The 22,153-nt window shown below is 55.3% G+C and carries 26 protein-coding genes; 11 read left to right on the plus strand and 15 right to left on the minus strand.

Going from position 1 to position 22,153, the window contains the following annotated elements; translation table 11 throughout:
• Positions 1-273, minus strand: a complete 273-nt coding sequence (locus tag ABLN94_RS22725) for a hypothetical protein (RefSeq protein ID WP_171648690.1) — start codon at positions 271-273, stop codon at positions 1-3.
• Between the two features lie 189 nt (positions 274-462).
• Here ABLN94_RS22725 and ABLN94_RS22730 point away from each other — a divergent pair, with 189 nt between their 5' ends.
• On the plus strand, positions 463-2,796 hold the full coding sequence (locus tag ABLN94_RS22730; protein WP_352996708.1) for a heavy metal translocating P-type ATPase: 2,334 nt from the start codon (positions 463-465) through the stop codon (positions 2,794-2,796).
• A gap of 52 nt (positions 2,797-2,848) precedes the next feature.
• On the opposite strand, the gene ABLN94_RS22735 is transcribed toward ABLN94_RS22730, so the two are convergent.
• From ABLN94_RS22735 to ABLN94_RS22765, 7 genes are all read right to left on the minus strand, one after another.
• A complete protein-coding gene (locus tag ABLN94_RS22735; RefSeq protein WP_170481525.1) occupies positions 2,849-3,013 on the minus strand; it encodes a hypothetical protein in 165 nt (54 codons plus the stop codon).
• 99 nt (positions 3,014-3,112) lie between these two features.
• Positions 3,113-4,480, minus strand: a complete 1,368-nt coding sequence (locus ABLN94_RS22740) for a M23 family metallopeptidase (RefSeq protein ID WP_352996711.1) — start codon at positions 4,478-4,480, stop codon at positions 3,113-3,115.
• Complete coding sequence (locus ABLN94_RS22745) at positions 4,477-5,103, minus strand: SCO family protein (protein WP_352996713.1); 627 nt, start codon at positions 5,101-5,103, stop codon at positions 4,477-4,479. Before ABLN94_RS22745 ends, ABLN94_RS22740 begins: the two co-directional genes overlap by 4 nt.
• Positions 5,103-5,582 (minus strand): copper chaperone PCu(A)C, encoded by a 480-nt coding sequence (locus tag ABLN94_RS22750; RefSeq protein ID WP_352996715.1) that lies wholly within the window; start codon positions 5,580-5,582, stop codon positions 5,103-5,105. The genes ABLN94_RS22745 and ABLN94_RS22750 overlap by 1 nt, the downstream gene beginning before the upstream one ends.
• Positions 5,583-5,600: 18 nt before the next feature.
• A complete protein-coding gene (locus ABLN94_RS22755; RefSeq protein WP_352996717.1) occupies positions 5,601-6,260 on the minus strand; it encodes a DsbA family protein in 660 nt (219 codons plus the stop codon).
• Positions 6,257-6,679, minus strand: coding sequence for a disulfide bond formation protein B (locus tag ABLN94_RS22760; RefSeq protein ID WP_352996719.1), 423 nt, complete (start codon positions 6,677-6,679; stop codon positions 6,257-6,259). The genes ABLN94_RS22755 and ABLN94_RS22760 overlap by 4 nt, the downstream gene beginning before the upstream one ends.
• 5 nt (positions 6,680-6,684) lie before the next feature.
• Complete coding sequence (locus tag ABLN94_RS22765) at positions 6,685-7,248, minus strand: SCO family protein (protein ID WP_352996748.1); 564 nt, start codon at positions 7,246-7,248, stop codon at positions 6,685-6,687.
• 213 nt (positions 7,249-7,461) lie between these two features.
• On the opposite strand from ABLN94_RS22765, the gene ABLN94_RS22770 reads away from it, so the two are divergent.
• Positions 7,462-7,890 carry a MerR family transcriptional regulator gene (locus tag ABLN94_RS22770; protein WP_352996721.1) on the plus strand — a complete coding sequence of 143 codons (429 nt, stop codon included), beginning with the start codon at positions 7,462-7,464 and terminating at the stop codon, positions 7,888-7,890.
• 97 nt (positions 7,891-7,987) lie between these two features.
• On the plus strand, positions 7,988-8,749 hold the full coding sequence (locus tag ABLN94_RS22775) for a transglutaminase-like domain-containing protein (protein WP_352996722.1): 762 nt from the start codon (positions 7,988-7,990) through the stop codon (positions 8,747-8,749).
• Between the two features lie 197 nt (positions 8,750-8,946).
• Here the strand turns inward: ABLN94_RS22775 and phnE are convergent, their stop codons facing one another.
• Genes phnE through ABLN94_RS22795 form a run of 4 tightly spaced genes read right to left on the minus strand, consistent with a single transcriptional unit; the run spans position 8,947 to position 13,170 of the window.
• Positions 8,947-9,690 carry a phosphonate ABC transporter, permease protein PhnE gene (gene phnE, locus ABLN94_RS22780; protein ID WP_352996723.1) on the minus strand — a complete coding sequence of 248 codons (744 nt, stop codon included), beginning with the start codon at positions 9,688-9,690 and terminating at the stop codon, positions 8,947-8,949.
• Complete coding sequence (locus ABLN94_RS22785; RefSeq protein ID WP_352996725.1) at positions 9,690-10,460, minus strand: phosphonate ABC transporter ATP-binding protein; 771 nt, start codon at positions 10,458-10,460, stop codon at positions 9,690-9,692. The genes phnE and ABLN94_RS22785 overlap by 1 nt, the downstream gene beginning before the upstream one ends.
• Positions 10,457-11,317: a phosphate/phosphite/phosphonate ABC transporter substrate-binding protein gene (locus tag ABLN94_RS22790; protein WP_352996727.1), complete on the minus strand. Its 861-nt coding sequence runs from the start codon at positions 11,315-11,317 to the stop codon at positions 10,457-10,459. Before ABLN94_RS22790 ends, ABLN94_RS22785 begins: the two co-directional genes overlap by 4 nt.
• Complete coding sequence (locus ABLN94_RS22795; RefSeq protein ID WP_352996729.1) at positions 11,317-13,170, minus strand: cytochrome c peroxidase; 1,854 nt, start codon at positions 13,168-13,170, stop codon at positions 11,317-11,319. Before ABLN94_RS22795 ends, ABLN94_RS22790 begins: the two co-directional genes overlap by 1 nt.
• Before the next feature lie 116 nt (positions 13,171-13,286).
• On the opposite strand from ABLN94_RS22795, the gene mntR reads away from it, so the two are divergent.
• Together mntR and ABLN94_RS22805 are read left to right on the plus strand one after the other, a co-directional pair.
• Positions 13,287-13,739 carry a manganese-binding transcriptional regulator MntR gene (gene mntR, locus ABLN94_RS22800; RefSeq protein ID WP_352996731.1) on the plus strand — a complete coding sequence of 151 codons (453 nt, stop codon included), beginning with the start codon at positions 13,287-13,289 and terminating at the stop codon, positions 13,737-13,739.
• Positions 13,740-14,210: 471 nt separating this feature from the next.
• Positions 14,211-14,708 carry a L,D-transpeptidase family protein gene (locus ABLN94_RS22805; protein ID WP_352996750.1) on the plus strand — a complete coding sequence of 166 codons (498 nt, stop codon included), beginning with the start codon at positions 14,211-14,213 and terminating at the stop codon, positions 14,706-14,708.
• 416 nt (positions 14,709-15,124) lie between these two features.
• On the opposite strand, the gene ABLN94_RS22810 is transcribed toward ABLN94_RS22805, so the two are convergent.
• The 3 genes from ABLN94_RS22810 to ABLN94_RS22820 form a co-directional block, all read right to left on the minus strand.
• On the minus strand, positions 15,125-16,078 hold the full coding sequence (locus ABLN94_RS22810; RefSeq protein ID WP_352996732.1) for a helix-turn-helix transcriptional regulator: 954 nt from the start codon (positions 16,076-16,078) through the stop codon (positions 15,125-15,127).
• Between the two features lie 198 nt (positions 16,079-16,276).
• Positions 16,277-17,554 (minus strand): helix-turn-helix domain-containing protein, encoded by a 1,278-nt coding sequence (locus ABLN94_RS22815; protein ID WP_352996734.1) that lies wholly within the window; start codon positions 17,552-17,554, stop codon positions 16,277-16,279.
• Between the two features lie 367 nt (positions 17,555-17,921).
• Positions 17,922-18,644, minus strand: a complete 723-nt coding sequence (locus tag ABLN94_RS22820) for a hypothetical protein (protein WP_352996736.1) — start codon at positions 18,642-18,644, stop codon at positions 17,922-17,924.
• A 155-nt stretch (positions 18,645-18,799) separates the two neighbouring features.
• On the opposite strand from ABLN94_RS22820, the gene ABLN94_RS22825 reads away from it, so the two are divergent.
• From ABLN94_RS22825 to ABLN94_RS22850, 6 genes are all read left to right on the plus strand, one after another.
• Positions 18,800-19,156: a hypothetical protein gene (locus ABLN94_RS22825; protein WP_170474374.1), complete on the plus strand. Its 357-nt coding sequence runs from the start codon at positions 18,800-18,802 to the stop codon at positions 19,154-19,156.
• Positions 19,157-19,204: 48 nt separating this feature from the next.
• Positions 19,205-19,618 (plus strand): thermonuclease family protein, encoded by a 414-nt coding sequence (locus ABLN94_RS22830; protein WP_352996738.1) that lies wholly within the window; start codon positions 19,205-19,207, stop codon positions 19,616-19,618.
• Between the two features lie 812 nt (positions 19,619-20,430).
• Entirely contained in the window at positions 20,431-20,979 is a 549-nt protein-coding gene (locus tag ABLN94_RS22835; protein WP_352996740.1) for a lytic transglycosylase domain-containing protein, read from the plus strand.
• Positions 20,976-21,257 carry a hypothetical protein gene (locus ABLN94_RS22840; RefSeq protein ID WP_170574749.1) on the plus strand — a complete coding sequence of 94 codons (282 nt, stop codon included), beginning with the start codon at positions 20,976-20,978 and terminating at the stop codon, positions 21,255-21,257. Before ABLN94_RS22835 ends, ABLN94_RS22840 begins: the two co-directional genes overlap by 4 nt.
• A gap of 3 nt (positions 21,258-21,260) precedes the next feature.
• Complete coding sequence (locus ABLN94_RS22845; protein WP_352996745.1) at positions 21,261-21,539, plus strand: VirB3 family type IV secretion system protein; 279 nt, start codon at positions 21,261-21,263, stop codon at positions 21,537-21,539.
• Positions 21,532-22,153: hypothetical protein (locus tag ABLN94_RS22850; protein WP_352996746.1), on the plus strand; the 622-nt coding region annotated here is incomplete at its 3' end. The genes ABLN94_RS22845 and ABLN94_RS22850, both read left to right, overlap by 8 nt.

The raw sequence follows: 22,153 nt of genomic DNA on the forward strand, positions 1-22,153 counted from the left end.
TCAGGCGTCGCGCGCGGCGCAGATCGGAGCGCCATTCGTCGCGCGCAATGGTACCAATGTCGTCTCGACAGGTCCGCTGTGCTCATACCAGAAGCAATTGTCATCTGGTAAAAGGCGTGCCGTAGCCAGATCCTGCCCCGGCCCTGCCAGTGCAACGACAGAATCTGGCAGGTTACCTGGTTCGAATGCTTTGCTTTTGCCCCCTGTGAACTGGGCTGAGCAACCGGCAGTAATCGAGACTAACGTGATGGTAATTGCGATCCGTTTCTGCATTGACCTGTTCCAAATTTTTTACGTCTTCTGCGACTAGATTGCATTCACGCGGCCAGCCCGCAAGAAGGAATGAAGCATCAATATCGCGGGCAACGAACCGGATTGAAAAAAAAATTGAAAAAGGTATTGAAGCTCTAGTTACTGTAGGAACTATTTACAAAGGACCATAGAGATTCTTGAGGTCCAATCATGTCATCCGATACCCATAGCCACGACCATGGCCACGAAAACAAACATGGTCACCACGCATGCGGTAGCGGCGGGTGTGGCGACATCGCCCCCGCCGGTCCAATTCCTGAAGGTGGTAGAAGCTTTCAGGTCTCTGGCCTTGATTGCGCCGAAGAGGTGGCGATCCTGAACCGTGTCGTCGGCCCGAAAGCAGGTGGCGAAGAGCATCTTGCATTTGATGTGATCAACGGTCGGATGACACTTCTTGAAAGTGCTGCCAAGTTATCTGACGAAGATGTCATGATGCTGGTTGCCAGTACTGGTATGACCGCCAAACCATGGGATGACGGAAATGCCGCCCAGGACCAGGCGGCGCATATTGCACGTCAGCGGCGGTTCACCACTCTTAGCGGAGGGTTTTGGGCAGCGGGTTTTGGCTGGCACATTTTCGAAACCGGCATGGGCGGTGCGCTCGGGCTGTTCTCGGGACATGGTGAGGTTCCGATGCCTTTGCCCGAGGCAGCTTTGTTCGCGGTCGCGATCTTGTTTGGCGTCTGGCTGGTGGCCCCTAAGGCCTGGTCTTCGGCGCGTCGACTTTCGCCGGATATGAACCTTTTGATGGTTGTTGCCGTCGCTGGTGCCATCGCTCTGGGTGAGTTTTTTGAAGCCGCAACTGTAGCATTTTTCTTCTCGCTCTCTCTTTATCTGGAAAGCTGGAGTGTCGGACGTGCTCGGAACGCGGTATCCGCGCTGCTTGATCTGGCCCCCCCGACGGTTCGGCTGGTTCGTGCTGACGGTTCTGAGGCAACGGTCCCGGCGGCGGATGTCTTTGTCGGTGACAGCTTCATCGTTCGCGGTGGGGATCGCATTCCACTTGACGGGGAAGTCATCGAAGGGGCCGGTGCCGTTGACCAGGCTCCAATCACAGGTGAAAGCGCGCTGATTCCCAAAGAGCTGGGTGATGAGGTCTATGCCGGCACAATCAATGGTGAAGGCGCCCTCAAAATACGTGCGACGAAAACAGCGTCAGACACCGTGCTTGCCAAGATCATCCGGATGGTCGGTGATGCTCATGCTCGCCGTGCGCCGGTTGAGCAGTGGGTTACAAAATTTGCGCGGATTTATACGCCCATCGTTATGGTCGTCGCAGTGGCCATCGCCCTGATCCCACCGCTTGTATTTGGCGCATCGTGGGGCTTCTGGTTTTACAATGCACTTGTTCTGCTGGTTATCGCCTGCCCCTGTGCGCTCGTCATTTCCACACCGGTTTCAATCGTTGCGGCTTTGACCGCTTCGGCCCGGGCTGGGGTTCTGATTAAGGGCGGCGCATATATCGAGGCCCCCGGGCGTACCACCGCACTGGCCATGGACAAGACAGGCACGATCACCATGGGTGAGCCTGAAGTGGCCAATGTCTATCCGCTGGGCGCCGCATCCGAGCAGGAGCTGTTGGCGAGCGCTGCCAGCCTCGAGGTTCGGTCTTCACACCCGCTGGCCCGCGCCATTTTGACCCGGGCAGAACAGACCGACATTTCGATATCGGCGGCTGAAGACATCCGAACCGTTCCCGGTCGTGGTCTGGAAGGCCGTACCGAGCGTGGAGATATCTGGCTTGGCTCCGACCGCTTCGCTGTAGAGAAAGGCTTTGGCGCGTCCATCCCTGCCGAGTTGCGCAACCAAATCGAAAACGCGGGAAGCACACTTGTTGTTGTCGGGGATGAGAACGGGTTAACCGGTTTGCTTGAGCTGCGGGACCGCATTCGACCCGAAGCCCGAAGCATCGTTGCCCGGCTTCATGCGCAGGGCGTAGAGTCAATCATCATGCTGACTGGTGACAACGAACAAACAGCGAGAGCGGTAGCAGCCGAAGTCGGCATCGACGAAGTCCGGGCCCAGCTTCTGCCGGAAGACAAAGTCGCTGCGATTGAGGAACTGGCAGAACGGCACGAGATGGTTGCGATGATCGGCGATGGCGTCAACGACGCACCTGCGATGGCTCGGGCACATTATGCGGTTGCGATGGGTGCAGTTGGGTCCGACGCTGCTATCGAGACCGCAGATATTGCTCTGATGACCGACGACATCGGTAAAGTACCCTGGCTGATCGACCATTCACGTCGAACCATGTCGATCATCCGTCAGAACATCGGCTTCTCACTTGCGACCAAAGCATTGTTTGTCACTCTGACGGGTTTTGGGCTGGCATCCATGTGGGGTGCAATCGCCGCGGATGTCGGAGTGTCCTTGCTGGTCGTGGCCAATGCCTTACGGCTTCTGAAAGCTCCGGAAGATCGCACCGCCCAGACTGCGGCAAATACCCTTGGCTCGCAGGGTATAGGCGCTGCGACCACATAAGAGTGGAAGCCGGACTTCAAGGTGTCCGGCTTTCGCCTCGCTTACCGGCGCGTTACATCAGGCGCACAACTGCGATCGAAAGAAAAAACGCCACCAGGCCAAAAGCGATGGCATATCCTGTAGCGTATTGAAGAATATCAAGGCTGTTGCCATTCCGGCGCTTTGCCAGGACCCCACCCCAAACGGCGCCAACCAAGGCCCCCGCGATTGCCATCATTTTACATCCTCTGATTTGGTTCTTCTGGAGTGCAGTCCGCTTCAGGCGCGCATACCCGCAAACTGATAGCCGCGCACCTGAAGCCGTTTTAAGAAACTCTCACGAACTAGATTCGCGTTTTTTGGCGACGGGATTGCCCAGCTGTTTCTCAAGCTGTGCTCGAGCATTTCTTAAGCGTTTTCGCGCTGCTTCGTTTTCAACCTCGTTGTTCGCAGCGGCAGCAAGTCGGTCGTCAGAAAGCGGGTCCGTTGGTCGCCCGTCGACCAATACTTCATAATGAAGATTGGGGCCGGTCGCGGTGCCGCTCGACCCGACACGACCAACCACCTCGCCAGCCTCCACGCGCTGACCTTTGGCCAGACCATCGGCGGTTGCGCTAAGATGCGTATATCGCGTGACCGTGTCCGATCCATGAGCGATTTCCACCACACGCCCATACCCCCCGCGCCAACCTACATAAGACACGCGCCCCGGGGCCGTCGCATGTACCGGAGTACCACGTGCGGCAGCGAAATCGACACCGGTGTGCATCCGCACATTGCCGTAGACCGGATGTTTCCGCCGACCAAAGACAGAACTCAGGCGCGCGCCCTCAACTGGTTGCGAGAAGACGCGAAGAAGCTCACCATCGACATAGATTGCGGCGCGGCCAATTTCGGCGTCTGGCCATGCTATTTCGTAAAGTTGGTCATCCACTTCCAGTGCTGCAAAAATGAGTTGCGGCTGGCCTACCTTCTCGCCGTCGATACTTTCTTCGCGCCAGAGAAGACGGAGTGTTTCACCTCCTGTCAGATCCTTCCGAAAATCCACTGTGCCGCTCAGCATCTGAGCGAGATCCACCGCAAAACGGACCGGGAGCTTTGCACCGCTCAGTGTATTTGAGATCGAGGTTTCGATCTCTGTTTTGCGGGCCAGAATGACTGTGTCGGGTTCCGGTGAGACCACGCGCGTGGACAACGTCTCGCTAAGTGTCACTTCAATTCTCACGCCATCTTCCACGGCGAGCTCTACACTCCGCAGTTGATCCGCGGCCGTTGCAACGACTGTTATCGAGTGACCCGGCCGCAAGCGCCGCAAGTCGTATTCAGCGCCAAGTGCAAGTGCGATTTCAGCGCGATCGGTTGCGTCGATCCCCGCGTCAGACAGCATACTGTCGAGTGTGTCACCCACTGCAAGCTCGCGCGTCCATGTTCGTGAAGGTGGTTCAACAGGTGGCAAAGGTTCCTCTGCCTGAATGGGTTCCGGCTGAGCAGGTCGAAACGAAACGGGGCTTGGAGCGAGTTCTGCCGATGGTACGTTCAGCAACAGAGCCGATGTGGTCTGCGGTTCCGCAGGAAGTTTGGGCACCTGAAAGACCGTGGGCGCAGGCGCCGTCATTTCAGACCTGTTCGAGGCAATGAACATGATCGAAGCAATCGAGACACTGCTGATCGCGATCGCCGAGGTTGCTAGAAATCGTGCGTTCATGATGTTGTATCCGCTCCACTTTTCAAAGCGCGGCGGATCTTGGGTACAGCGAACTCTCTCTGCTCATGATAGTCGATGGTGCTGACAAATTCGCCTGTGGGGTTAAACAGAAAAACACTTGCGGTGTGGTTCATTGTGTAGTCGCCATCTTCCATTGGAACTTTTTCATAAGTGGCGCGAAAGTCGTCTGCGGCTTGCGCGATTTGGTCCGAAACGCCGACCCAACCGCGAATAGCCGGATGAAAGTAGCTGACATAATCGGCCATGGCTTCAACGGTGTCTCTTTCAGGGTCTACAGTTATGAACACGACGTTCACCTCATCCGCGTCATTGCCCAGATCATCCAGCCAGAGGGAAATATCTGAGAGTGTCGTCGGGCAAACATCCGGACAGTAGGTAAAGCCGAAGAACACCATTGTTGCACGTCCGACCAGCGATTGCGGGGTGGCGGTAGTCCCTTCGTGATCAACCATGCGAAAGTTCATGTCTGACAACGCAAGGGGACGAAGGCGATCAGATTGAGCCGCTCCCGGCCCATCCACTTGCCACCATCCGGCAAAGAGTGTCAGCCCGATTGCACCAAGTCCAGCAGCCCCAAATGTGAGAACGCGTCGCCGTTGCATCAGTTCTCGGGGCCTCGCGCAGCAATACCAAATATCGGTACGTTGACAGTCTTTTCTGCGCCATCGGCAAAGATCAGAGTCAGCGCAAAACTCTCGCCTTCGGTCATAGGGCGTTGCAGCCGCATGAGCATAGCGTGGAGCCCGCCCGGCTCAAGCGCTACGGAACCACCCGGCGCAATTTCCAGCTCGCCAGCTGGTGCCATGGAACTGACGCCCTCTGCATTGGTCGATGTCTGATGGATCTCGGGCATCATCGCAAGATCGGTGCGGATAGACGTCAGCGTGACGGCCTCATTGCCGGTGTTGCTGATCGTCATGTAAGCGACGCCAGGTCGGTTGGTGCCAATTGAAGCGCGCGACCAGGCATCTTCAACGACAACATCGCCGCCCCCTGCCAGTACAGGTGCCGATAGAATGGCAGTGGTGCCGAATGCGGCAAGCACACCTGCCAGAAGTGTATTTTTTGCAGTGAGTCTCATAGTACCTCTCGCTACTGCTCAGCTTTGCAGTGCTGCAACTTCTGCAGCGACCAGGCGTCTCAATTCAGCCTCACCAAACGGATCCAGAGATTTGCCATTGACGAAGAATGTCGGAGTTTGCCTTATACCGACCGCTTCGACATCAGCGCGATCCTGATTGAGAACACCAACTGTCTGGGGCGCAAGCATTTGTGCCTGCGCTGCCTCGGCATCCAGTCCCGCCGCTGCTGCAACTCGAATAATAAGACCAGGCTCAGGCGCACCATGCGCGGCCCATTTGGGCTGCTCCCGCAGCACGGCTTCCAGCACTGGTTCGAAGACTCCCTGCATGCGTGCCGCTTCAAGCACGCGGATCGCCTCCTCTGAGCCTTCGCCATGGAAAGGGGTGTACCGGATCACAACCCGCACGAGGTCTCCATGCTGTGCCATGATGTCCTTCACGACCGGATGAAAGGCACGGCAGGCTTCACAAGCTGGATCGAAGAATTCGACTATTGTAACCGGTGCGTCTTTAGGACCGAGAACAGGCGAGTAAGAACGGATAAGTGTTTCAGCGATTTCGGGTGCGACAGGCTCGGTATTGCCTGAAGCAGTCGTTCGGTTCACGTACCAGGCGGCGGCTCCGAATCCGGCCCCACCGAGCGCGAGAACGGACAAGATCATGCCACGTCTGTTCATACTTGTTTCTCCTTGAGTGAAAGAGCACATAGAGCGCCGATCAGCGCAAACGAAACGAGCGCCATCAGCGGAATCGGGATGCCCAAAACAGATTGATTTGCGTCGGTGCAGGACGGACCACTTGCCGAGCATGGTTGGATTTTTTCGGGGATCAGACCAGCATACAGGCCCATATGCCACAAGGCGACAGCAGCGCCCCCCAATGCCAGTGCTATCCCGTAACGACCCACGTTCTGGTCCTGCCACCACAGGCCAAGCCCCAGTACGATCGCCAATGGGAACATGAACGCACGCTGGAACCAGCACAGCACACAGGGCGTCTGCCCCAGGATCTCTCCAATAAACAGAACAGAAAGAGACGCAACCAGGGCAATCGCCCAGGCCAGGCCAAGAAGTGTATCTTTGGAAAACCGGGACATGGTGCTCAGAGTCTCTGTTTCAGATCCGCAAGAATTTCTTCGGCAGGTGTGCCATATGACCAGGACTGAACGAATCCAGCGTCCTCATTGAACAGAAACAGATGAGAGGTATGCCCCATCGTATATCCGTCCGGTGCAGCGGTCTGTTCGATCCGTTCGTAGAATATCGGAAAGGTCTTGGACGTTTGCGCAATCTGTTCTGGCGTGCCTGTAAGCCCAATGATCCCCGCATCGAAAAGTGGCACATACTCGGCCAGGACGGCCGGAGTGTCGCGTTCGGGGTCAATTGAAATGAAGATAGGTTGCACTTGGTTTGATTGGTTTCCCAGGCCTTCCTGCACTGCTGCTACCTCAGACAGTGTTGTAGGGCATACGTCCGGGCAGTTGGTGAACCCAAAAAACACCAACATCCATTTGCCCGCAAAGTCGTTCTGAGTACGAACAACGCCAGAGTGATCTGTCAGTTCGAACCTGGCTTCGAACGGAACAGACCCCTCCTCAAACCGCGCAGGTCTATATTCTGACCACAGCATCAGATAGGCAAATGCCGCCGTTGCGACACCAGCCAGTACCCATAAGATTTTCTGAAATACGGTCAGTTTCAAAGCTAGCCGTCCGCCTGTGATTCTTGGTTCAGAACGGCATGTACACCCTCTACCTGCTAGAGGTTCAAAGGGGATTTTGAGCCTGCGGCTGGGTGTCACAGGTCCACCGGCTGGAAGGTGCTATTGTGCGGCGCCAACCTGAACCTACATAAGCTGTAACTTTGTAAGGAGACCCAGATGCTGACGATCGGAACGCTTGGAAAAAAGACCGGAACCAAGGTTCAGACGATCCGCTATTACGAGCAGATCGGACTTATGCCGGAACCGGGGCGCACCGAAGGTGGCCAGCGGCGTTATGGCCATACCGAACTGGATCGCCTGGCTTTTATCCGTCATTCCCGCCAATTGGGGTTTTCGCTTGAGGCGATACGCGAACTGCTTGATTTGTCCGACGATCCGGATCGCCCATGTCATGAAGCCGACAGTATCGCGCGCCGGCAACTCAAACAGATTGAGCAAAGAATGGCGCGGCTGGAAGCGTTGCGGACCGAGCTGGAGCGCATGGTGCATGAATGCAGTGGCGGCAACACCTCGGACTGTCGTGTTCTCGAAGTTCTGCGCGATCATTCCGAATGTCTTACTGATCACGAAGAAATCGGCGCCTAACCCCGGGCAGCGTTATTGCGAACTGGAATTAGCCTCTTGAAGCTATAGTCACTATAGCAATTAAAAGTCTTTCTGAGTTGATTCGACGAGAGACCAAATGCTGAACCGAGACCCGTTGCTAACCGCCACACCTCTGCTTGATTTTGAAACACCCGCAATTTTGGGGCTCATAACTGAACGGAGCTGGCCCGATCTGCCTGTATTGGATCGAATTGGCGCTATTTATGATTTCGTGCGTAACGAGATTGCCTTTGGTTACAACCGTGCAGACGATATCCCGGCGTCAGAGGTACTCGCCAATGGCTATGGGCAATGCAATACCAAGGGCACTCTTCTGATGGCACTGTTTCGCGGCAGCGGTATCCGATGCCGTTTGCATGGCTTTACGATCCACAAAGAATTGCAGAGGGGTGTGGTTCCCGAGCTTTTCTATCCGATGGCGCCGACGGAGATTGTGCATTCATGGGTCGAAGTCGAAACAGAGGGTACGTGGCTAAAGCTGGAAGGCTTTATTCTGGATGAGCTTTTCTTACGCGTGTTGCAGCAGACATTTCCCAAAACAGAAAGCCTGTGTGGGTATGGTGTGGGGACGGATTGCCTGAGCGATCCCCAGGTCGAATGGGAAGGCCGTGACACATACATTCAAAGAAACGGCATCGTGCAGGATTTTGGGGTCTTTGACTCCCCTGACTCCTTCTATGTCCGTCACAGGCAGAACTTTGGCTTTTTCCGTGAACTGATGTACCGAGTCGTCGTGAGGCATTGGATGAACGCACGTGTCAGAGCACTACGCACTGGCAGGCTGGTAGCAATTGTTTCGGCAACACATTCCCATGGAAACAGCGGTGAATCCGTTTGAACGCTAGATTGGCACCAAAAATTTTCCTCAACGCAGGCGACTTTCAATCTAGCAAGCTTGAGGCCTTAACAAACCAGCGTGAGGGGGTGTGTAGCAGACTACACCGGCCCGGTTTCAAGCGAAGCATCCAACCTTCAACCGCTATGGAAGAAAGGAAAGACACGAGCCTTTTCCTTGGAGAATTGGGAAATTCCGGCTTAGTTGAACCGTTTTTGCAAGGCCGTATTCAGCGCCTCTGACAATAAAACCAGAACAATGATTGCCAACGTCACGGTCGCAGCCTTTTCATACTGAAACGACCGTACATAGGTTTGCACATACAACCCGATGCCACCGGCACCGACAATGCCCAGTATCAGGCTTTCGCGCAGATTTAGCTCAAACCGAAATACGGTATCGCGCATGATCACAGGCGCCATCTGCGGCCAGATCGCCCAACGCAACTGTTGAATTCTGTTGGCTCCCGCGCTTTCAAGCGCCGCCACAGGAGCGGTAGCAACATTGTCGATGGCTTCCGCATAGAACTTTGCCAACATGCCGGTCGCGTGAAATGTGATTGCCAGTATACCGGGAAGTGGACCCAACCCAACAGCGCCCACCATTAGCATAGCGACCAGGATCAGCGGGATCGATCGGATAACCGCCAGCAAGGCACGGACGGGACGCCAGATCGCTGGTGGCACCATAGTTTCAGAGGCCAGAACGGCCAGTCCCGCCGACAGGGTCACAGCGAACAAAGTTCCCAGAATGGCGATCCTCAGTGTCTCGGCCAGCCCCGTCAGAACCTCGCGCCAAACGGACAGGTCAGGTGGGATCATGCGCCCCAGAAACTCTGCCAGACGGGGCCCCGCGCCTGGCAGCTTGCCCAATCCCATATCCCCGCTGGTCAGCGACCACAGGATCGCCAGTGCCAGCATGACCCAAATGACAGATCGACCCATCAACTGACTACCCGCAGCCCCGATGTGACACCGGCGCCGTGATACAGTTCATCGATGTCCGCGCTGGTCAATTGAGCCGACGGTTTGTCGAACAATACCACGCCATCTCGCAGGCCTATGATGCGCTCAGCAAAGCGGCGCGACAGCTCTGGCTGATGCGAACTGAAAATGACGCCGATTCCGCGGCTACGTGCAGAGCTGGTGATCAGGCTCAGAATGCGTTCGGCGTGAGCAGGATCCAAATTGCTGACGGGCTCATCCGCAAGGATCAACTCGGGTTCTTGTGCCAGACATCTGGCAATCGCAACGCGCTGCCGTTGTCCACCCGACAACTGATCGGCACGGCGGCTTGCCAGATCGGACAGCCCCGTATCCTGAAGCGCCCGTGTCACGCACATATGGTCCTCTTCCCGGAACCGACCCCAGAGTGAGGACCAGATATTCATCCGGCCCATCCGACCGTTCATCACATTCTGATAAACACTCTGCCGATCAACCAATGCGAATTCCTGGAAGACAAAGCCAGTATTGGCACGGTCCTCGCGGGATGGAATTCCTGTTGCCAAAAGTGGCTTGCCCAGCACCTGTGCCTCGCCCTGCCAACCGCTCAAACGACCGTCCAACAACGCCAGCATCGTTGATTTGCCCGCACCCGAAGGACCGAGTAGCGCGACGCTTTCACCGGGCTGCACCGACAGTGAAACATCTGTAAGAGCTGCCGCACTGGCAAAGTGCTGAGATACCGCGTTGAGTGAAGCTATAGGGTTCATTTCAGAAACCCATACCGCCGCGCAGTCTCGCGCACGCCCTCGTAAACCGATGGATCAGCAGGAAGATAGCCATCCGGGCCATAGAGGTAAGCCAGTAGGTGACGGTTCTCACTCTCGTTGAGGCGCAGCATGGTTTCAATGAACTTCGCCTGCAGCCCAGCGTCCAGATCGGGGCGGGCAATGATTGCGTGGCTGGGAATTTGTTCTGATTCCGCCAGCACCTTGACCTCGGCCTGCTGATCCGGAGTCAGATAGAGATCGGCATACTGGCTTGCGCCTGCCGCATCGACCAGTCCGTTGGCCATGGCCTGCATCGCTTGCTGATATCCGCCAGCAAAGAATTTCTGCCCGAAAAAGCTGTCGGCATCGCCCGTGCCCGAGAACAGCCCGGCACGCACAAACAGATCAAGCGGATAGATGTAACCGGATTCCGACACCGGATCTGAAAAGGCAATGTCTCGCCCCTTCAGATCGGCCAGCGTCTCGATTCCGCTGTCACGCCGAACGAAGACCCTGCCCGAATAGCTGGGTTGCCCGCGATAAACCTCGGACAAAAGCGGTACGGCGCCGATCTGGTCTTCGGCCAACACAAAGGGCAATGCTCCCATGAACGAGATGTCGGCATCACCGTTGCGCAACGCCTCGACGGCGGCAGCGTGGTCAAACGTGACAAACCCCGTGACCGGGACACCCATCTGCTCGGAAAGCCAGCCGGTGATGACGTTGATGTCACCCAACAGCTTTTCGGGGTTCTCCTGCGGGATGAAGGCCAGCTTCAGCCCCTGATCAGTTGCAGCCATTACGGGCAGCGCTGCAGATGCGGCTGCAGCGACCAGAAAATTGCGGCGCGACAACATCAGAACATCCTCTCGTCAATTTCGGCTTGCATGGCCTTGAACAGTTCCCACTGGCGGGTGGCTTCGGTCCAGTTTCCTTCGGCGCTGGCATCGCCAACCGCCCGCAGGATAGCGGCAAATTCGTAGATTTCGGGCTTGGCGTTCTGATTGACCATGACACTGGCATCCGCGGCCAGATCAGGAGCTACTGTGTCGATCAGAACCGCTATATTTTCGGCATCCTGCATCGGCAGCAGGGTATCGAGCGTGCTGGCGAATGTCGTCAGCTCCTCCCAGGACAAGCGGAATACGCTGTTGCGACCTTCGAATACTTGATAGGGGTCTTCACCGTCTCCAACAGCTTCGACATAGGCCGTCAGATCTGCGCGCTGTGCTTCGTCCAACCCCAAATTTTTGGTGTCATTGAACCAGTCAACAACGCTGGCCAGCGTCGGCAACGATCCGTCATGCATGTAAGGTGCAGTGAAATTGACGTTGCGCAGCGTCGGGGTTTCGAACGCGGTAGCCGTGCCGCCGGGGAATGGTGGTGCAGCGCTGCCGATGTCGTAGGTCAGACCATCGCGGAACTGACGGTCAGGCGTGTGACACGAAGCGCAGGATTTGTCACCAAGTCCGGCAAACTTTGAGTTGAACAGCACCTCCCCGCGCTTGGCGGCGTCTGACGCCAGATCGGTTAGCTTGCCGGACCGATCGATCTTTGGGTTGGGAAGAAAGTCGAACTGTTTGACATAGGCTTCCAGCGCATCCAGTTGGAACGGCGTTGGTTCCTTTCCCGCGAATTCGGTCACAATCACATTTCGGATGAACCGACGCAGGCTGGGTTCGCGCCCGTCGCGGCCATAAGGTGCGGTAAAGCGGATGCCGCGCATGGAAGGCGTGTCCAAGTGATCATCGGTCCGGTCATTGAACATTGGATTGAAGAACGATCCGTCCACATCCATCCCACCCGGATGGGATGAAAGGCCCGGAATGAAAAAATCCCGGTTCACGTCGGAGCGGTTGTGGCAGGTCGAGCAGGCAATGCCCAACTCGCGCGCCGGGCCGCCGAAGATTTCAGGGCTGTCGAACAGCATATCGCCATAGGCCACCAGCGGTAGATTGGCTTCATCCTCACCCGCCTCCTCAAATTGAAGAACCAGCCGCGGCAGCTGCGCCTGATCTCCGATGTTCGACCCTGGAGGCAGAGTGGCAGGCATTGTGATATGTTCGCCGGAAAGCACAACTGCTTCAGGCAGCGGTGTTAACTTGTCGCGTTGGGCATACTCGGATGGCAGATAGTTGGCACGAATATAGGCAACAATAGTGGCCTGAGCTTCTGCAAATTGGTCGACATCCACTGTTTGTGCGCCATTGCCCAGTACTCCTGCGCTGCCAAGGGTGGAGTTCAGAACCAACCATGCCCGGCCCAGATCGCGAGACGCCGACGTGTCTGCAGCCTTGATACCATCCTCGAATGCGCGGAACAGAGCAGCCGCTTGCGCGACCTCGCGTGCCGCTTCAGGCTGACCCAGCTCGGTCTTTGCGACATCCAGATGGCGCAGAATTCCCTCAGCAATGGCAGTTGTGCTTGCTTCAAACAGCGCCTGCCTATCTTCGGCTTGCATAGCTCGGTTGATCGCAAGCGCCTCATTGTCGGAGACGCGTGATAAGGGAGCGACCTGAATGTCACTGCCGGGTGCAGGCGAAGTCCAACTCCTCTCAATTTCATCCCAGGGAACCGGAGTTAGATTTCCCATGAACAAGGTCAGTCGATACGCGGCAGCGCGTGGTGCCCAAGGAGATTCTTCAATCGCCGTGGCATCCGCGATCACTGGCAATGCGCAAAGAAGTGTGGACGCTATCAGGTGTTTCATAGCTTTATCTATTAAAGTTAGCCTTGTCTAATTTATCGGTGGAAGCATGCTCATTGTCAAGTTCGACTTTCAGGTGCATACACTGGAGACTAGACCAGCGACGTAATCGTGAGCCGATGACCGAAACAACACCGCGAAATTCAGATCGTAGTATTGACACTCAGGCGAGTGGATTTGAGGCCGTGCGACAGGCTCATCAGAGCGAAATGGTTGAAGACTACGTTGAACTTATCGCGGAGCTGATCCATCAGAATGGCGCGGCGCGCCCGGTCGAAATAGCCGAGCGATTGGGCGTGACCCAACCTACGGTTTCCAAAAATTTGGCTCGTCTAAAACGAGAGGGTTTCATTGAGCAAATACCCTACCGCTCACTTCAGCTGACCGATGCCGGGCGTCAATTGGCGGAAGCTTGTAGAAGGCGTCACCGGATTGTCGTGGAGTTCCTGATCGCCTTGGGCGTTTCACCGGAAGTCGCAGAGCATGACGCTGAAGGTATTGAACATCATGTAAGCGAAGAAACTCTTGCAGTTTTTAAAGGGTTCGTGAGGCGCGCTGATGAAACAAAATAGAAACAAAAAGAGCCTCAAATATGTTTGCGAAATTTGGTAGATCTAATTTCAGATAGACAGAGATTGTCCTAAGTTGCAGCTAGACAGTGACGCTATCTGAGGGTGAGTGGCCCGGCGCGAAACTACGTGGTACCTGAAAATCGATACAGGTGCAGCGTAGTGAACGAACCCTTAGAACAAGAATCCAATTCGGTAGTCGATCTGGCTCACTTAACAATCGGCGTCAAGATTTCCAGCGGCAAAAACCCTGATTTCAGCAGCGATCTCCGTACTGAATAGGCGAAAACTGAAAGGTTGCGTAAGAATAACAAATGTCGAAATCAAAGTGTCATTCATTGCACTGCTGACGAGGTGGCCACAACTGATCACTTGGTTTTCGGTTCCTGTCCTAGTGAGATCCAATACACCTTTGTTCAATTGGCCTTTAGTGATATTCTTTTGAAAAAAATCAAAATGAGCCGGGCAGTTCCTATGAAAAGACGTTTGTTTCTCTCTGGCTTCATAGCCGCCTTTTTGTCTGGCTGTGCAAGCAAGTTCCGTACTTACAATGGGCCGGTTGTGACTCGGCTTCGGCTATACAAAGGGCAGCGCCTACTTATCCTCGATGGTAGTGAGCGTGTCTTGCGGACTTTTCCGATTGGACTCGGATTTGCCCCCGAAGGTCACAAGCAATTCGAAGGAGACGGGCGAACACCTGAAGGCTCCTATGTAATTGACCGTCGCAATCCCGAAAGCCTTTTCCATCTTTCAATCGGAATCTCTTATCCGAACGAGGCGGATTCTGCGTTTGCCCGAGCTCTGGGTCGTTCTCCGGGCGGTGATATTTTTATCCATGGCGGCCCTCGCCCTGGAATTGATCCCACGAACAAGCGTGACTGGACCGCAGGGTGCGTCGCTGTCACAGATCAGGAGATTGAAGAGATCTACGCTATGGTCAAAGACGGAACGCCAATCGAAATCTATTCATAGAGGGACAGGTTCCAAATAGACAACGATTGCGGATTTGCCTTAGAGCTAAGTTGACGGCGTCAGAAGCAATTACTGGAGCTTTCACGGCCAACGCCAGACTCGCTGTTTCGGCGAACGGGTAAGCACCTCCTGTGAAACCACGCTGGGCAAGATCCTCCAGTATGCCAGGGCATTGCAGAGATGAGGCCTCAATCTACAATTTTTGGCTGTTAGAACGAAGGTGACAGCGTCTGCTGCCCTCGCGTCTAAGGGCTCTGTAGCCAAGCTTTGAACGTGACGCGTTTTCAGCAGAATAGGAGATTTAGAATCCAGAGTTAGAGTGGGCTCTACAACGGTGGCACAGCGACGTAAGCGAAATTATGTGAAACTTGCGCCTGCGGTCTTTTCAAAGACAAAGCAGTGCGTTTTAGCTGAATTCAGAGATACCTAATCCGCAATCTTTGATCACGGTTACGCGCAAGTTCCTCGACCACCTCGTTTGCACTCAAGTTAAACTCTCTCACGAGATCCGTGATCTGGACCGGCTGAAAGCTATCAGCGTTCCGCACCAGTCTGCCGTCTTCAAAAGCGATAAACTCGTGAGACCTGCCACCCCAACGGACGATCCCACCGCATAGTCGCTGACTTTCCATATTGACCAGTTCGGCCACAGGGTCGGCAAAGAAATCGCTCCACTTAAGAAATCCAGTACTGACTGCCCGCGCCACTGCCTGTTCAATCGTCCGGCTTTTGAGCTTGGTGGTGATCGAAGCAGTCAGTGCCTCTACCATTCGCGAAGAATGCCCCGTCTGCCTGGCAATGACAGACGGTATCAAACCCGACGCGAGCATCTTCAACACATCCAGTTCATCGCCAGACAGGGAATCCGAGGGAAAGTTGAATACGGTTTCAATGACATCCAGCGCAAGCAGATGCAGGACCTGTGCCTCATGGCGAAGGGCAGGGAGCATTGTAGCGACCAAGGCGTCCCACTCAGACCGCGGCAGATTGGACGTAACCGTAAAAACACCACGCTCACCAAACGGATTGATAGCCGGAATGGAAAGGCCGTTCTGACCCACACCAACTTCCCTTGCAGCCTCGAATAGTGGTGCATGTTCACGCTGGTCATCAAACACAGCCCAATCAATTGGTGCAATCATTGCAGCGCCAAAGCGAATGAGGGGATCGGCCAGAACCAGATCGTTGTCGACGTAATGCCTGACCCATTCGGCCGGGAACGTGGTGCAGCCGTGGACAACGTTGTGATACTTGTCGATATGGGCGTAGGACGCATTTTCCAGTCCAAACCTGGAGCAAATCTCCTGGAGGCGCGCTTCGCCTGTTTGCCTGAAATCCAGTTCAGAATTGCCAATATCCGCGATTTTCATAAGCTGCCTTTCTGTTCCGCGTCGCCGTTGGGGCCGATTAGCAACCTAAAGCTGAACAAACTACTCGGGAATTCCCGTAGCTAATCACAGATTTGAATACGGTTCTGTTCTGGAGGCGGAAACAGAGCGATATCCTGCCGATGAGACACGTCAATTTGAGCAGCTGGCGGGCATAATCCGACACAGCTAAAACCCGCTCTAGTGGTCTTGCGGAAGCCCGTCTTCCTCCTCTCGGGCTCTACGCGCCAAAAGCCCCATGAAACTGGAAATCAGGTTCAATTCACCCCGTTCTTCAGCTTGCACCATGCCGCGAAGGTATCCACCCGAATTAACCACGGACGGCAACCGCGGATCACTCAGCCTCGCATCCGTGATTACTCCAGCCAGGATCGCTCCCATGATGGTCAACCGATCAATCGCCGCGTGCCAGGCGGAGACATTGGTGCCAATCTCCGAAAGTCGGGACCAAACACCGGTCTCAATCGCAAAGAGGCTTGGCTTGGAATTCTGATCTCCACCACCGGCGATATCGATATGCATGCGCAACTCGGGTGAGGCCAGTTCATAAAGGATGCGATTGTTCACCCGCGGTAGTTTTTGGGCCTTGCGTGATGCCGTGTCTGTCGGATGATTGCTTTCTAAGCAATTCGGAGGGCCGTCAGGCCCGGAGCCGGAACAATCTGGTTCCGAGGCTTTTGCCGAGGACATAGAACTCTCGCCATCGGCGTTACAGGACAGAATTGTTTCTTCAATTTGGTCTTGTATATGGGACCCGAAACAAGCTTCGGGTTCACCCGAAATTTCACCGTGTTTTGCGACATACTCTTCGATCCGTTTCCAATGGTCATGGGCCGCCTGAACATGTGATCTGAGGGCATCCAATGACAGGTATTTTAGCTTGTCAGCGCGCGGCCAGGATTGAAGCTCCTCCATCATGTCTTCCAAGCTTTCAGGAGGGCAGGGGAGTAAGAGAAGCACAGCCAGACTATGTTTCACATATCGGCAAAGCCGTGATCGATCCCCGCGCAGCTCATCATGCTCTTTCTTCTCAGCCTTGCTTTGCACGTCCGCTTCGAGCATCTCTGGAATGAGGTTCAGGGCTGGGGTCAGGGAGAGGCCAAGTCCTTTGCGCTTACAACGCGCACCATTTGCGCCAAGCCTGCGTTCCATCAGGCCAATCCTTTCCAGCTCACGTTCGTGATTGTGGATTGTCCGATCTGTCACGCCACGCCCGGCAATCAGTGTTTCCTGGCGCGCGTAGCAAAAGGGTTCCTGGGACGGGTCGCGAAACGCGCATGGCGAGATCATGTCGATGATGATCTCAAAGGTGCGAATACACTGGGCCGACACGCCCCTGATCTGGGCATAGCATACACAGAGCTGCCGAAACCTGTCACGGTTCCAGCCGTCGGGAAGGCCGTTGTGGAAGCGTGAATTTTCGCGGTGATGGGCGGATGCGATCTGCCGAAAGCTCATTGTATTGGCTTCCCTTGGCAATGGTCAGTATTGGCATCGCGGCTTATCGGGGCAGGGTATTCGGTATGGTTCAGGGGTCTCATAGTCTGCTTCTCATTGGGGAAGCAAGGCGGCTCGAACCTCAGCGAAAAGACAGAGAAAAACCGTTCGCACAGATGCGTTTATCCTTGTCAGTAATTTTGGAGTTTCCTATAAATCAGGTGATCAAACGTGACTTAGGAAGATCCCCGCTGAGGCCCCGCCTTGCGGGGGTTTTTTGTTTTCGGGGTTAGGATGTTCCTCTGGAACTAAGGCCTCGTTGCCGATGCGGCTGGCACGTTCACTGACTTCTGCAGTGGAAATGCATTCACCTACCAGGCAAACAACGTCAGTATCGGATGAGTTCGTACTCGCTGAATCCGAATATGTCGGTCCACTCAACACCAACGCCGCGGAAGTAACTGGGAGGCTCGCAGCGATTGCCAAGGGGCAACCAATCTGGGATCGGCGCAGGAGCGTGTACGGACCATTGAAAGCTTACGTTGTCGTCATAGCTGCCAACGACCAGATCAAGCGAACGCTCGCAGTCGCCCTCTCGCGAACGACGACGATAGCTGTAGTGGCGCACATCCCAAACCCTGATGGACCTGACAACGTCGAAATCCGGCGATGAGAGATCAACGCTGATCGGGGTGGCCTGAAGCCCATCGCCGAAGTCGTCGTGATATGCCTGGATCGCTTCAATGGAGATCGCAGCATCTACCAACAAGTTCTCAGCGGTTTCGTCGGATGGAAGCTCAGGAATAGAGCTGGCACTGTTGCGCTTGATGGCTTCCAGCCTTTCCATAGGACCCAAGTCCGAGGAGCTGTTTGATACGTTCATCGGACAGCGCCAGAGTTGCAGCGGCGGTTCGACCGGGTAGGGTGTGATGCGCCGAATGAACTCCGCCTTGGCAGCGACGCAATCAGCCGAACTTGGCCAACCTCCGGCGAGACAAAGAAATATCGCGCAGTCGATTGGATAGGCACTGGCCTGAGACGCCGGCAGTGTAGCGAGTGCAACTGCAAGGGCCTTCGCGCGGCTTTGAATTCTGGGCTTTGAATGGTTCATGATGGTGTCTCCTGCTTGCGAATCGCCTAAGCAATATCCGGCCAATATGCCGCTGACAATCCAATATAGCATATTAGCGTGTTTTCTTATATTGACGTAGATTGTGTTTTAGTCCACAACTTTTGGATGTAGAAGACGGCCCATAGGGGGTCGTCATGGCGGACAACAAGAGACAATACACTGTGGTAACCATCGAGATGGTCCGGGGCCTGAAAGAAGATCAGGTTCCATTTACATGCCGCTACGAATTTATCGGACTCGCTTCCCTTGGACGACCTAAGTACCACTGCATTTACAGCTCTCCGAACTATGTCGGAGCCCTGTGCAAGTCGAAGATCTCTCGAGCGGGCGCTGAGCCCAGGGAGTTCGATCTTTGGCCGGGCCTTTTTAAGCATCACCAGGAATTTGGCGACGGGCGCATTCTCTGCGTCAAATCTGACTACACGATCGAGTCAATCACGCCGGCGGGTCTTGAAGCGGCGCAAGCTCTGGACGCGAAATCTAAAACCTGATCGGTCACGTTCGAGAACCCGGCTTATCAAAATACTGGGGCAGGGCGCATGAAACGGCTCTTGTTTCTCAGCACTGCGCTCGCGCCTTTGTTCATTGCCGCAGTTTGGATTGAACCAACCAAGCGAACAGAGACACTGAGCGCATCTGAGGTGATCGCCGTTGACGGTGACACAATCGACCATGGTGACGACCGGTATCGGCTTGTTGGGTTTGATGCGCCTGAGACCTACCGGCCGCAGTGCCGTGCGGAAAAGGCTCTGGGACTGGAAGCGAAAGCAAGGCTGACAGAGCTCGTCCAGTCGGCAGACCAGATAGAGCTGGTCATCCAACCAGATCTGGACTCGCATCACCGCTTCCTAGCAGTTGGGCGTGTGGCTGGGCAGGAGGTCGGGGCCATCCTGATTTCCGAGGGTCTCGCCCGACCATACAGCGGTGGTAGACGCCGGTCCTGGTGCAGCTGAAGGAAAGGATCAAACAACGACTTGATGACCAAAAAAACGAAACTATTGAGCAGAGAGCGGTCCTGTCGATTGCGCCAACAACCGACAGGACAAGAAACGCCCCAAATCCATCCGGGCATTCCTCCAACATCAAGAGAGAACTGTACTATGGTAAAAACAGTAACCCTAGATGCCGGTCCTAGATTGGACAGCACCGCACCAGAGTCAATGGGTGCAACCCGGGACAACATATCTGCGCCTCCGACCGCTTAGCGCTGTCTGGCGATTGAGGCGAGCGGGACATCCCGACATTTCAGTCAGACCTTCCGGCTGATTGATCCAAGCTGAGCGCTGGCTTTCTACGAAGCCCGCGAAGGGCTCAGTGCTGTGCCCCAGCACCCTATTTCCCACCGCCCAGATGACCTGCCGTCGTACCCCATAATGGTAATTATGTAAAAACTACTGACCTAATTTCAGGATAAAGGGAAATCGCCTTGGCCTTCGAAACTTGGCTGAATTGCTCAACAACAACCGGCGTTATCAGCGGGAAACTCTCTTCGATGCATGTGGTGCTACACCGAAGAGAGAACGAGGTGAGCTCTAGATGGGGATGGACTCACCGCGTTTACAGGTTCGTCTTAGAAGTGGGAGTGGCGACTTCAAGGCCGTCCAAGCCAATTCGCTCAAAACAACACAAAATCAAGGCATTTAGCTATATATTTAAGCACCTTCCTTCAGCCAATTTGGCCGGTGCTGTCTGTTCGTTTGTCCTGTGGTTCGTAGCGACAGACGCTGCGTTTTCCCAGGTTATCGAGTATGAACCGGATGGCAGCGTGTTTCTGAACGGTGTGCGGGCAGAAATCGTCAATGGCGTCGTTCGCCCAATCCGGATGCGTGAATACACGCTTGACGAAAAACCGGAAGCGCCGAAGGCCAAGCCACAGGAAAAGATCGAGATTGCGGGCAAGGCACCGCGGCCTCGCAGATCCTCGGGCGGCTGGTCGCAAGAGCGGATCGTCAAAGAAATCCATGCAGCGGCAAAACGGCACGACATTCCGGCCGAGTTGTTCATGGCACTGGTCTGGCAGGAAAGCCGGTATCGGGCTGATGCCTTGTCGCCCAGGGGTGCCTATGGCTTCGCACAGCTCATGCCCGGAACGGCGAAAGACCTGGGCGTGGATCCAAAGAACCCTGCAGAAAATCTCGACGGTGGTGCCCGCTATTTGGCGGCGCAGTACCGCGAGTTCGGAACCTGGAAGCTGGCGCTTGCCGCCTACAACGCCGGGCCTCACCGCGTCGTCGAATACGGCGGCGTCCCCCCCTTCACCGAAACCCGCAAATACGTGCGGATCATCCTAAGCAAAGTGAGTAAAGACCTATGAAAAGAACCCACTTCTACCAGCAGATGGCGTTTTTCGCGATCACTGCGTTCATCATCACAGCAGCGCCCGCCTCCGCTGGCTGGCTGCAAGATGCCATTGGCGATTTCATCAACGAAACGCTGGCCGACTCGAAGGTCGTTGGCGTCAGCCTTGCCGCTGTCGGCTTCATCTGGGGCTGTCTCGCCTATGTGTTCGGCTGGGGTTCGTTGAAAGGCCCTGTAATCGCTATCGTCGTCGGTGCTGTTATCGGCCTCGCTGATACATTCATCGGAGCCTGATTGATGCCGCGCCGCAATACGGTCTTTCGCGGCCTGAGCCGCCCCGCAGAATGGGGCGGCCTACCCGTGATCTATCTGCTGGTGATCATCGGGATGACCATGCTTTCGTTCTTCATGTTCGGGATAGCGCCAGCAATCATTGCGGGTTTTGTTTTCTACACCGGGCTTCGCCTCTTTTACGAATGGGAACCGGCTTTCTTCCGCGTCCTGTTCGTAACCCTTTCCAAAACTCCGCGCACCAAAAACCGCCAGCATCATGGGGGAGATTACTATAGTGCCTAAGCCTGCTGCCCGAGGCATGTGGACCCTTGCCCGCTCGTTGATCGAGCCGAGCTGGCGCAAGGATGAAATGAGCCTCTTTCAGATGTTGCCTTATGGCTATGTTGTGGACGATGAGGTCATGTCCACACGCAACGGCGGCCTTATCGCCGCTGCAGAAATCACCGGAATCAACGCAAACACGCTGGACGAAAACGAGTTCGAATTCCTGGCCGAACGGTTTGAGCGTGTGTTGCGCACAACACCCAATGAGGTGGCATTTTACGTTCATCGACTGACCGTCCCGGCTGAGACAGGTCATGTCATCACAGATCCAACCGGCTTTGCCGGTGCAGTGGCACAGACCATGCGCTCAGCATCCGTCGATGCAGAGCTGAAAGAACGCAAGATCATCATTAGCGCCATTCTGCAAAAGCGGCAGGATGAGCGGGCAAAACAGATGTTCGGCATGTCGTCTGGAACGATAGACGAGGAACGCCGCGAAATGATCGAACAGCTCGACGGTGTGTTCACAACACTGGCGGGCACGCTGGGCGAGGCCCGGGTGCGCCGGCTGAAGCTCAGCGAGGGGCGTTGGCTCGGCTATTATGGAATGCTGTTGAACGGTCGGTATCAGC

Source organism: Ruegeria sp. SCP11, assembly GCF_040329455.1.
Lineage (GTDB): Bacteria > Pseudomonadota > Alphaproteobacteria > Rhodobacterales > Rhodobacteraceae > Ruegeria > Ruegeria atlantica_E.

Bases quoted from the DNA above. Each gene is read 5' to 3' on its own strand.
- ABLN94_RS22725 (WP_171648690.1), bottom strand. From the start codon at position 273: ATGCAGAAACGGATCGCAATTACCATCACGTTAGTCTCGATTACTGCC.
- ABLN94_RS22840 (WP_170574749.1), top strand. From the start codon at position 20,976: ATGAAAAGAACCCACTTCTACCAGCAGATGGCGTTTTTCGCGATCACT.
- phnE (WP_352996723.1), bottom strand. From the start codon at position 9,690: ATGGGTCGATCTGTCATTTGGGTCATGCTGGCACTGGCGATCCTGTGG.
- ABLN94_RS22785 (WP_352996725.1), bottom strand. From the start codon at position 10,460: ATGAACCCTATAGCTTCACTCAACGCGGTATCTCAGCACTTTGCCAGT.
- ABLN94_RS22755 (WP_352996717.1), bottom strand. From the start codon at position 6,260: ATGAACAGACGTGGCATGATCTTGTCCGTTCTCGCGCTCGGTGGGGCC.
- ABLN94_RS22825 (WP_170474374.1), top strand. From the start codon at position 18,800: ATGGCGGACAACAAGAGACAATACACTGTGGTAACCATCGAGATGGTC.
- ABLN94_RS22735 (WP_170481525.1), bottom strand. From the start codon at position 3,013: ATGATGGCAATCGCGGGGGCCTTGGTTGGCGCCGTTTGGGGTGGGGTC.
- ABLN94_RS22820 (WP_352996736.1), bottom strand. From the start codon at position 18,644: ATGAACCATTCAAAGCCCAGAATTCAAAGCCGCGCGAAGGCCCTTGCA.
- ABLN94_RS22745 (WP_352996713.1), bottom strand. From the start codon at position 5,103: ATGCAACGGCGACGCGTTCTCACATTTGGGGCTGCTGGACTTGGTGCA.
- ABLN94_RS22795 (WP_352996729.1), bottom strand. From the start codon at position 13,170: ATGAAACACCTGATAGCGTCCACACTTCTTTGCGCATTGCCAGTGATC.
- ABLN94_RS22750 (WP_352996715.1), bottom strand. From the start codon at position 5,582: ATGAGACTCACTGCAAAAAATACACTTCTGGCAGGTGTGCTTGCCGCA.
- ABLN94_RS22730 (WP_352996708.1), top strand. From the start codon at position 463: ATGTCATCCGATACCCATAGCCACGACCATGGCCACGAAAACAAACAT.
- ABLN94_RS22830 (WP_352996738.1), top strand. From the start codon at position 19,205: ATGAAACGGCTCTTGTTTCTCAGCACTGCGCTCGCGCCTTTGTTCATT.
- ABLN94_RS22770 (WP_352996721.1), top strand. From the start codon at position 7,462: ATGCTGACGATCGGAACGCTTGGAAAAAAGACCGGAACCAAGGTTCAG.
- ABLN94_RS22815 (WP_352996734.1), bottom strand. From the start codon at position 17,554: ATGAGCTTTCGGCAGATCGCATCCGCCCATCACCGCGAAAATTCACGC.
- ABLN94_RS22760 (WP_352996719.1), bottom strand. From the start codon at position 6,679: ATGTCCCGGTTTTCCAAAGATACACTTCTTGGCCTGGCCTGGGCGATT.
- ABLN94_RS22810 (WP_352996732.1), bottom strand. From the start codon at position 16,078: ATGAAAATCGCGGATATTGGCAATTCTGAACTGGATTTCAGGCAAACA.
- mntR (WP_352996731.1), top strand. From the start codon at position 13,287: ATGACCGAAACAACACCGCGAAATTCAGATCGTAGTATTGACACTCAG.
- ABLN94_RS22740 (WP_352996711.1), bottom strand. From the start codon at position 4,480: ATGAACGCACGATTTCTAGCAACCTCGGCGATCGCGATCAGCAGTGTC.
- ABLN94_RS22805 (WP_352996750.1), top strand. From the start codon at position 14,211: ATGAAAAGACGTTTGTTTCTCTCTGGCTTCATAGCCGCCTTTTTGTCT.
- ABLN94_RS22845 (WP_352996745.1), top strand. From the start codon at position 21,261: ATGCCGCGCCGCAATACGGTCTTTCGCGGCCTGAGCCGCCCCGCAGAA.
- ABLN94_RS22775 (WP_352996722.1), top strand. From the start codon at position 7,988: ATGCTGAACCGAGACCCGTTGCTAACCGCCACACCTCTGCTTGATTTT.
- ABLN94_RS22790 (WP_352996727.1), bottom strand. From the start codon at position 11,317: ATGTTGTCGCGCCGCAATTTTCTGGTCGCTGCAGCCGCATCTGCAGCG.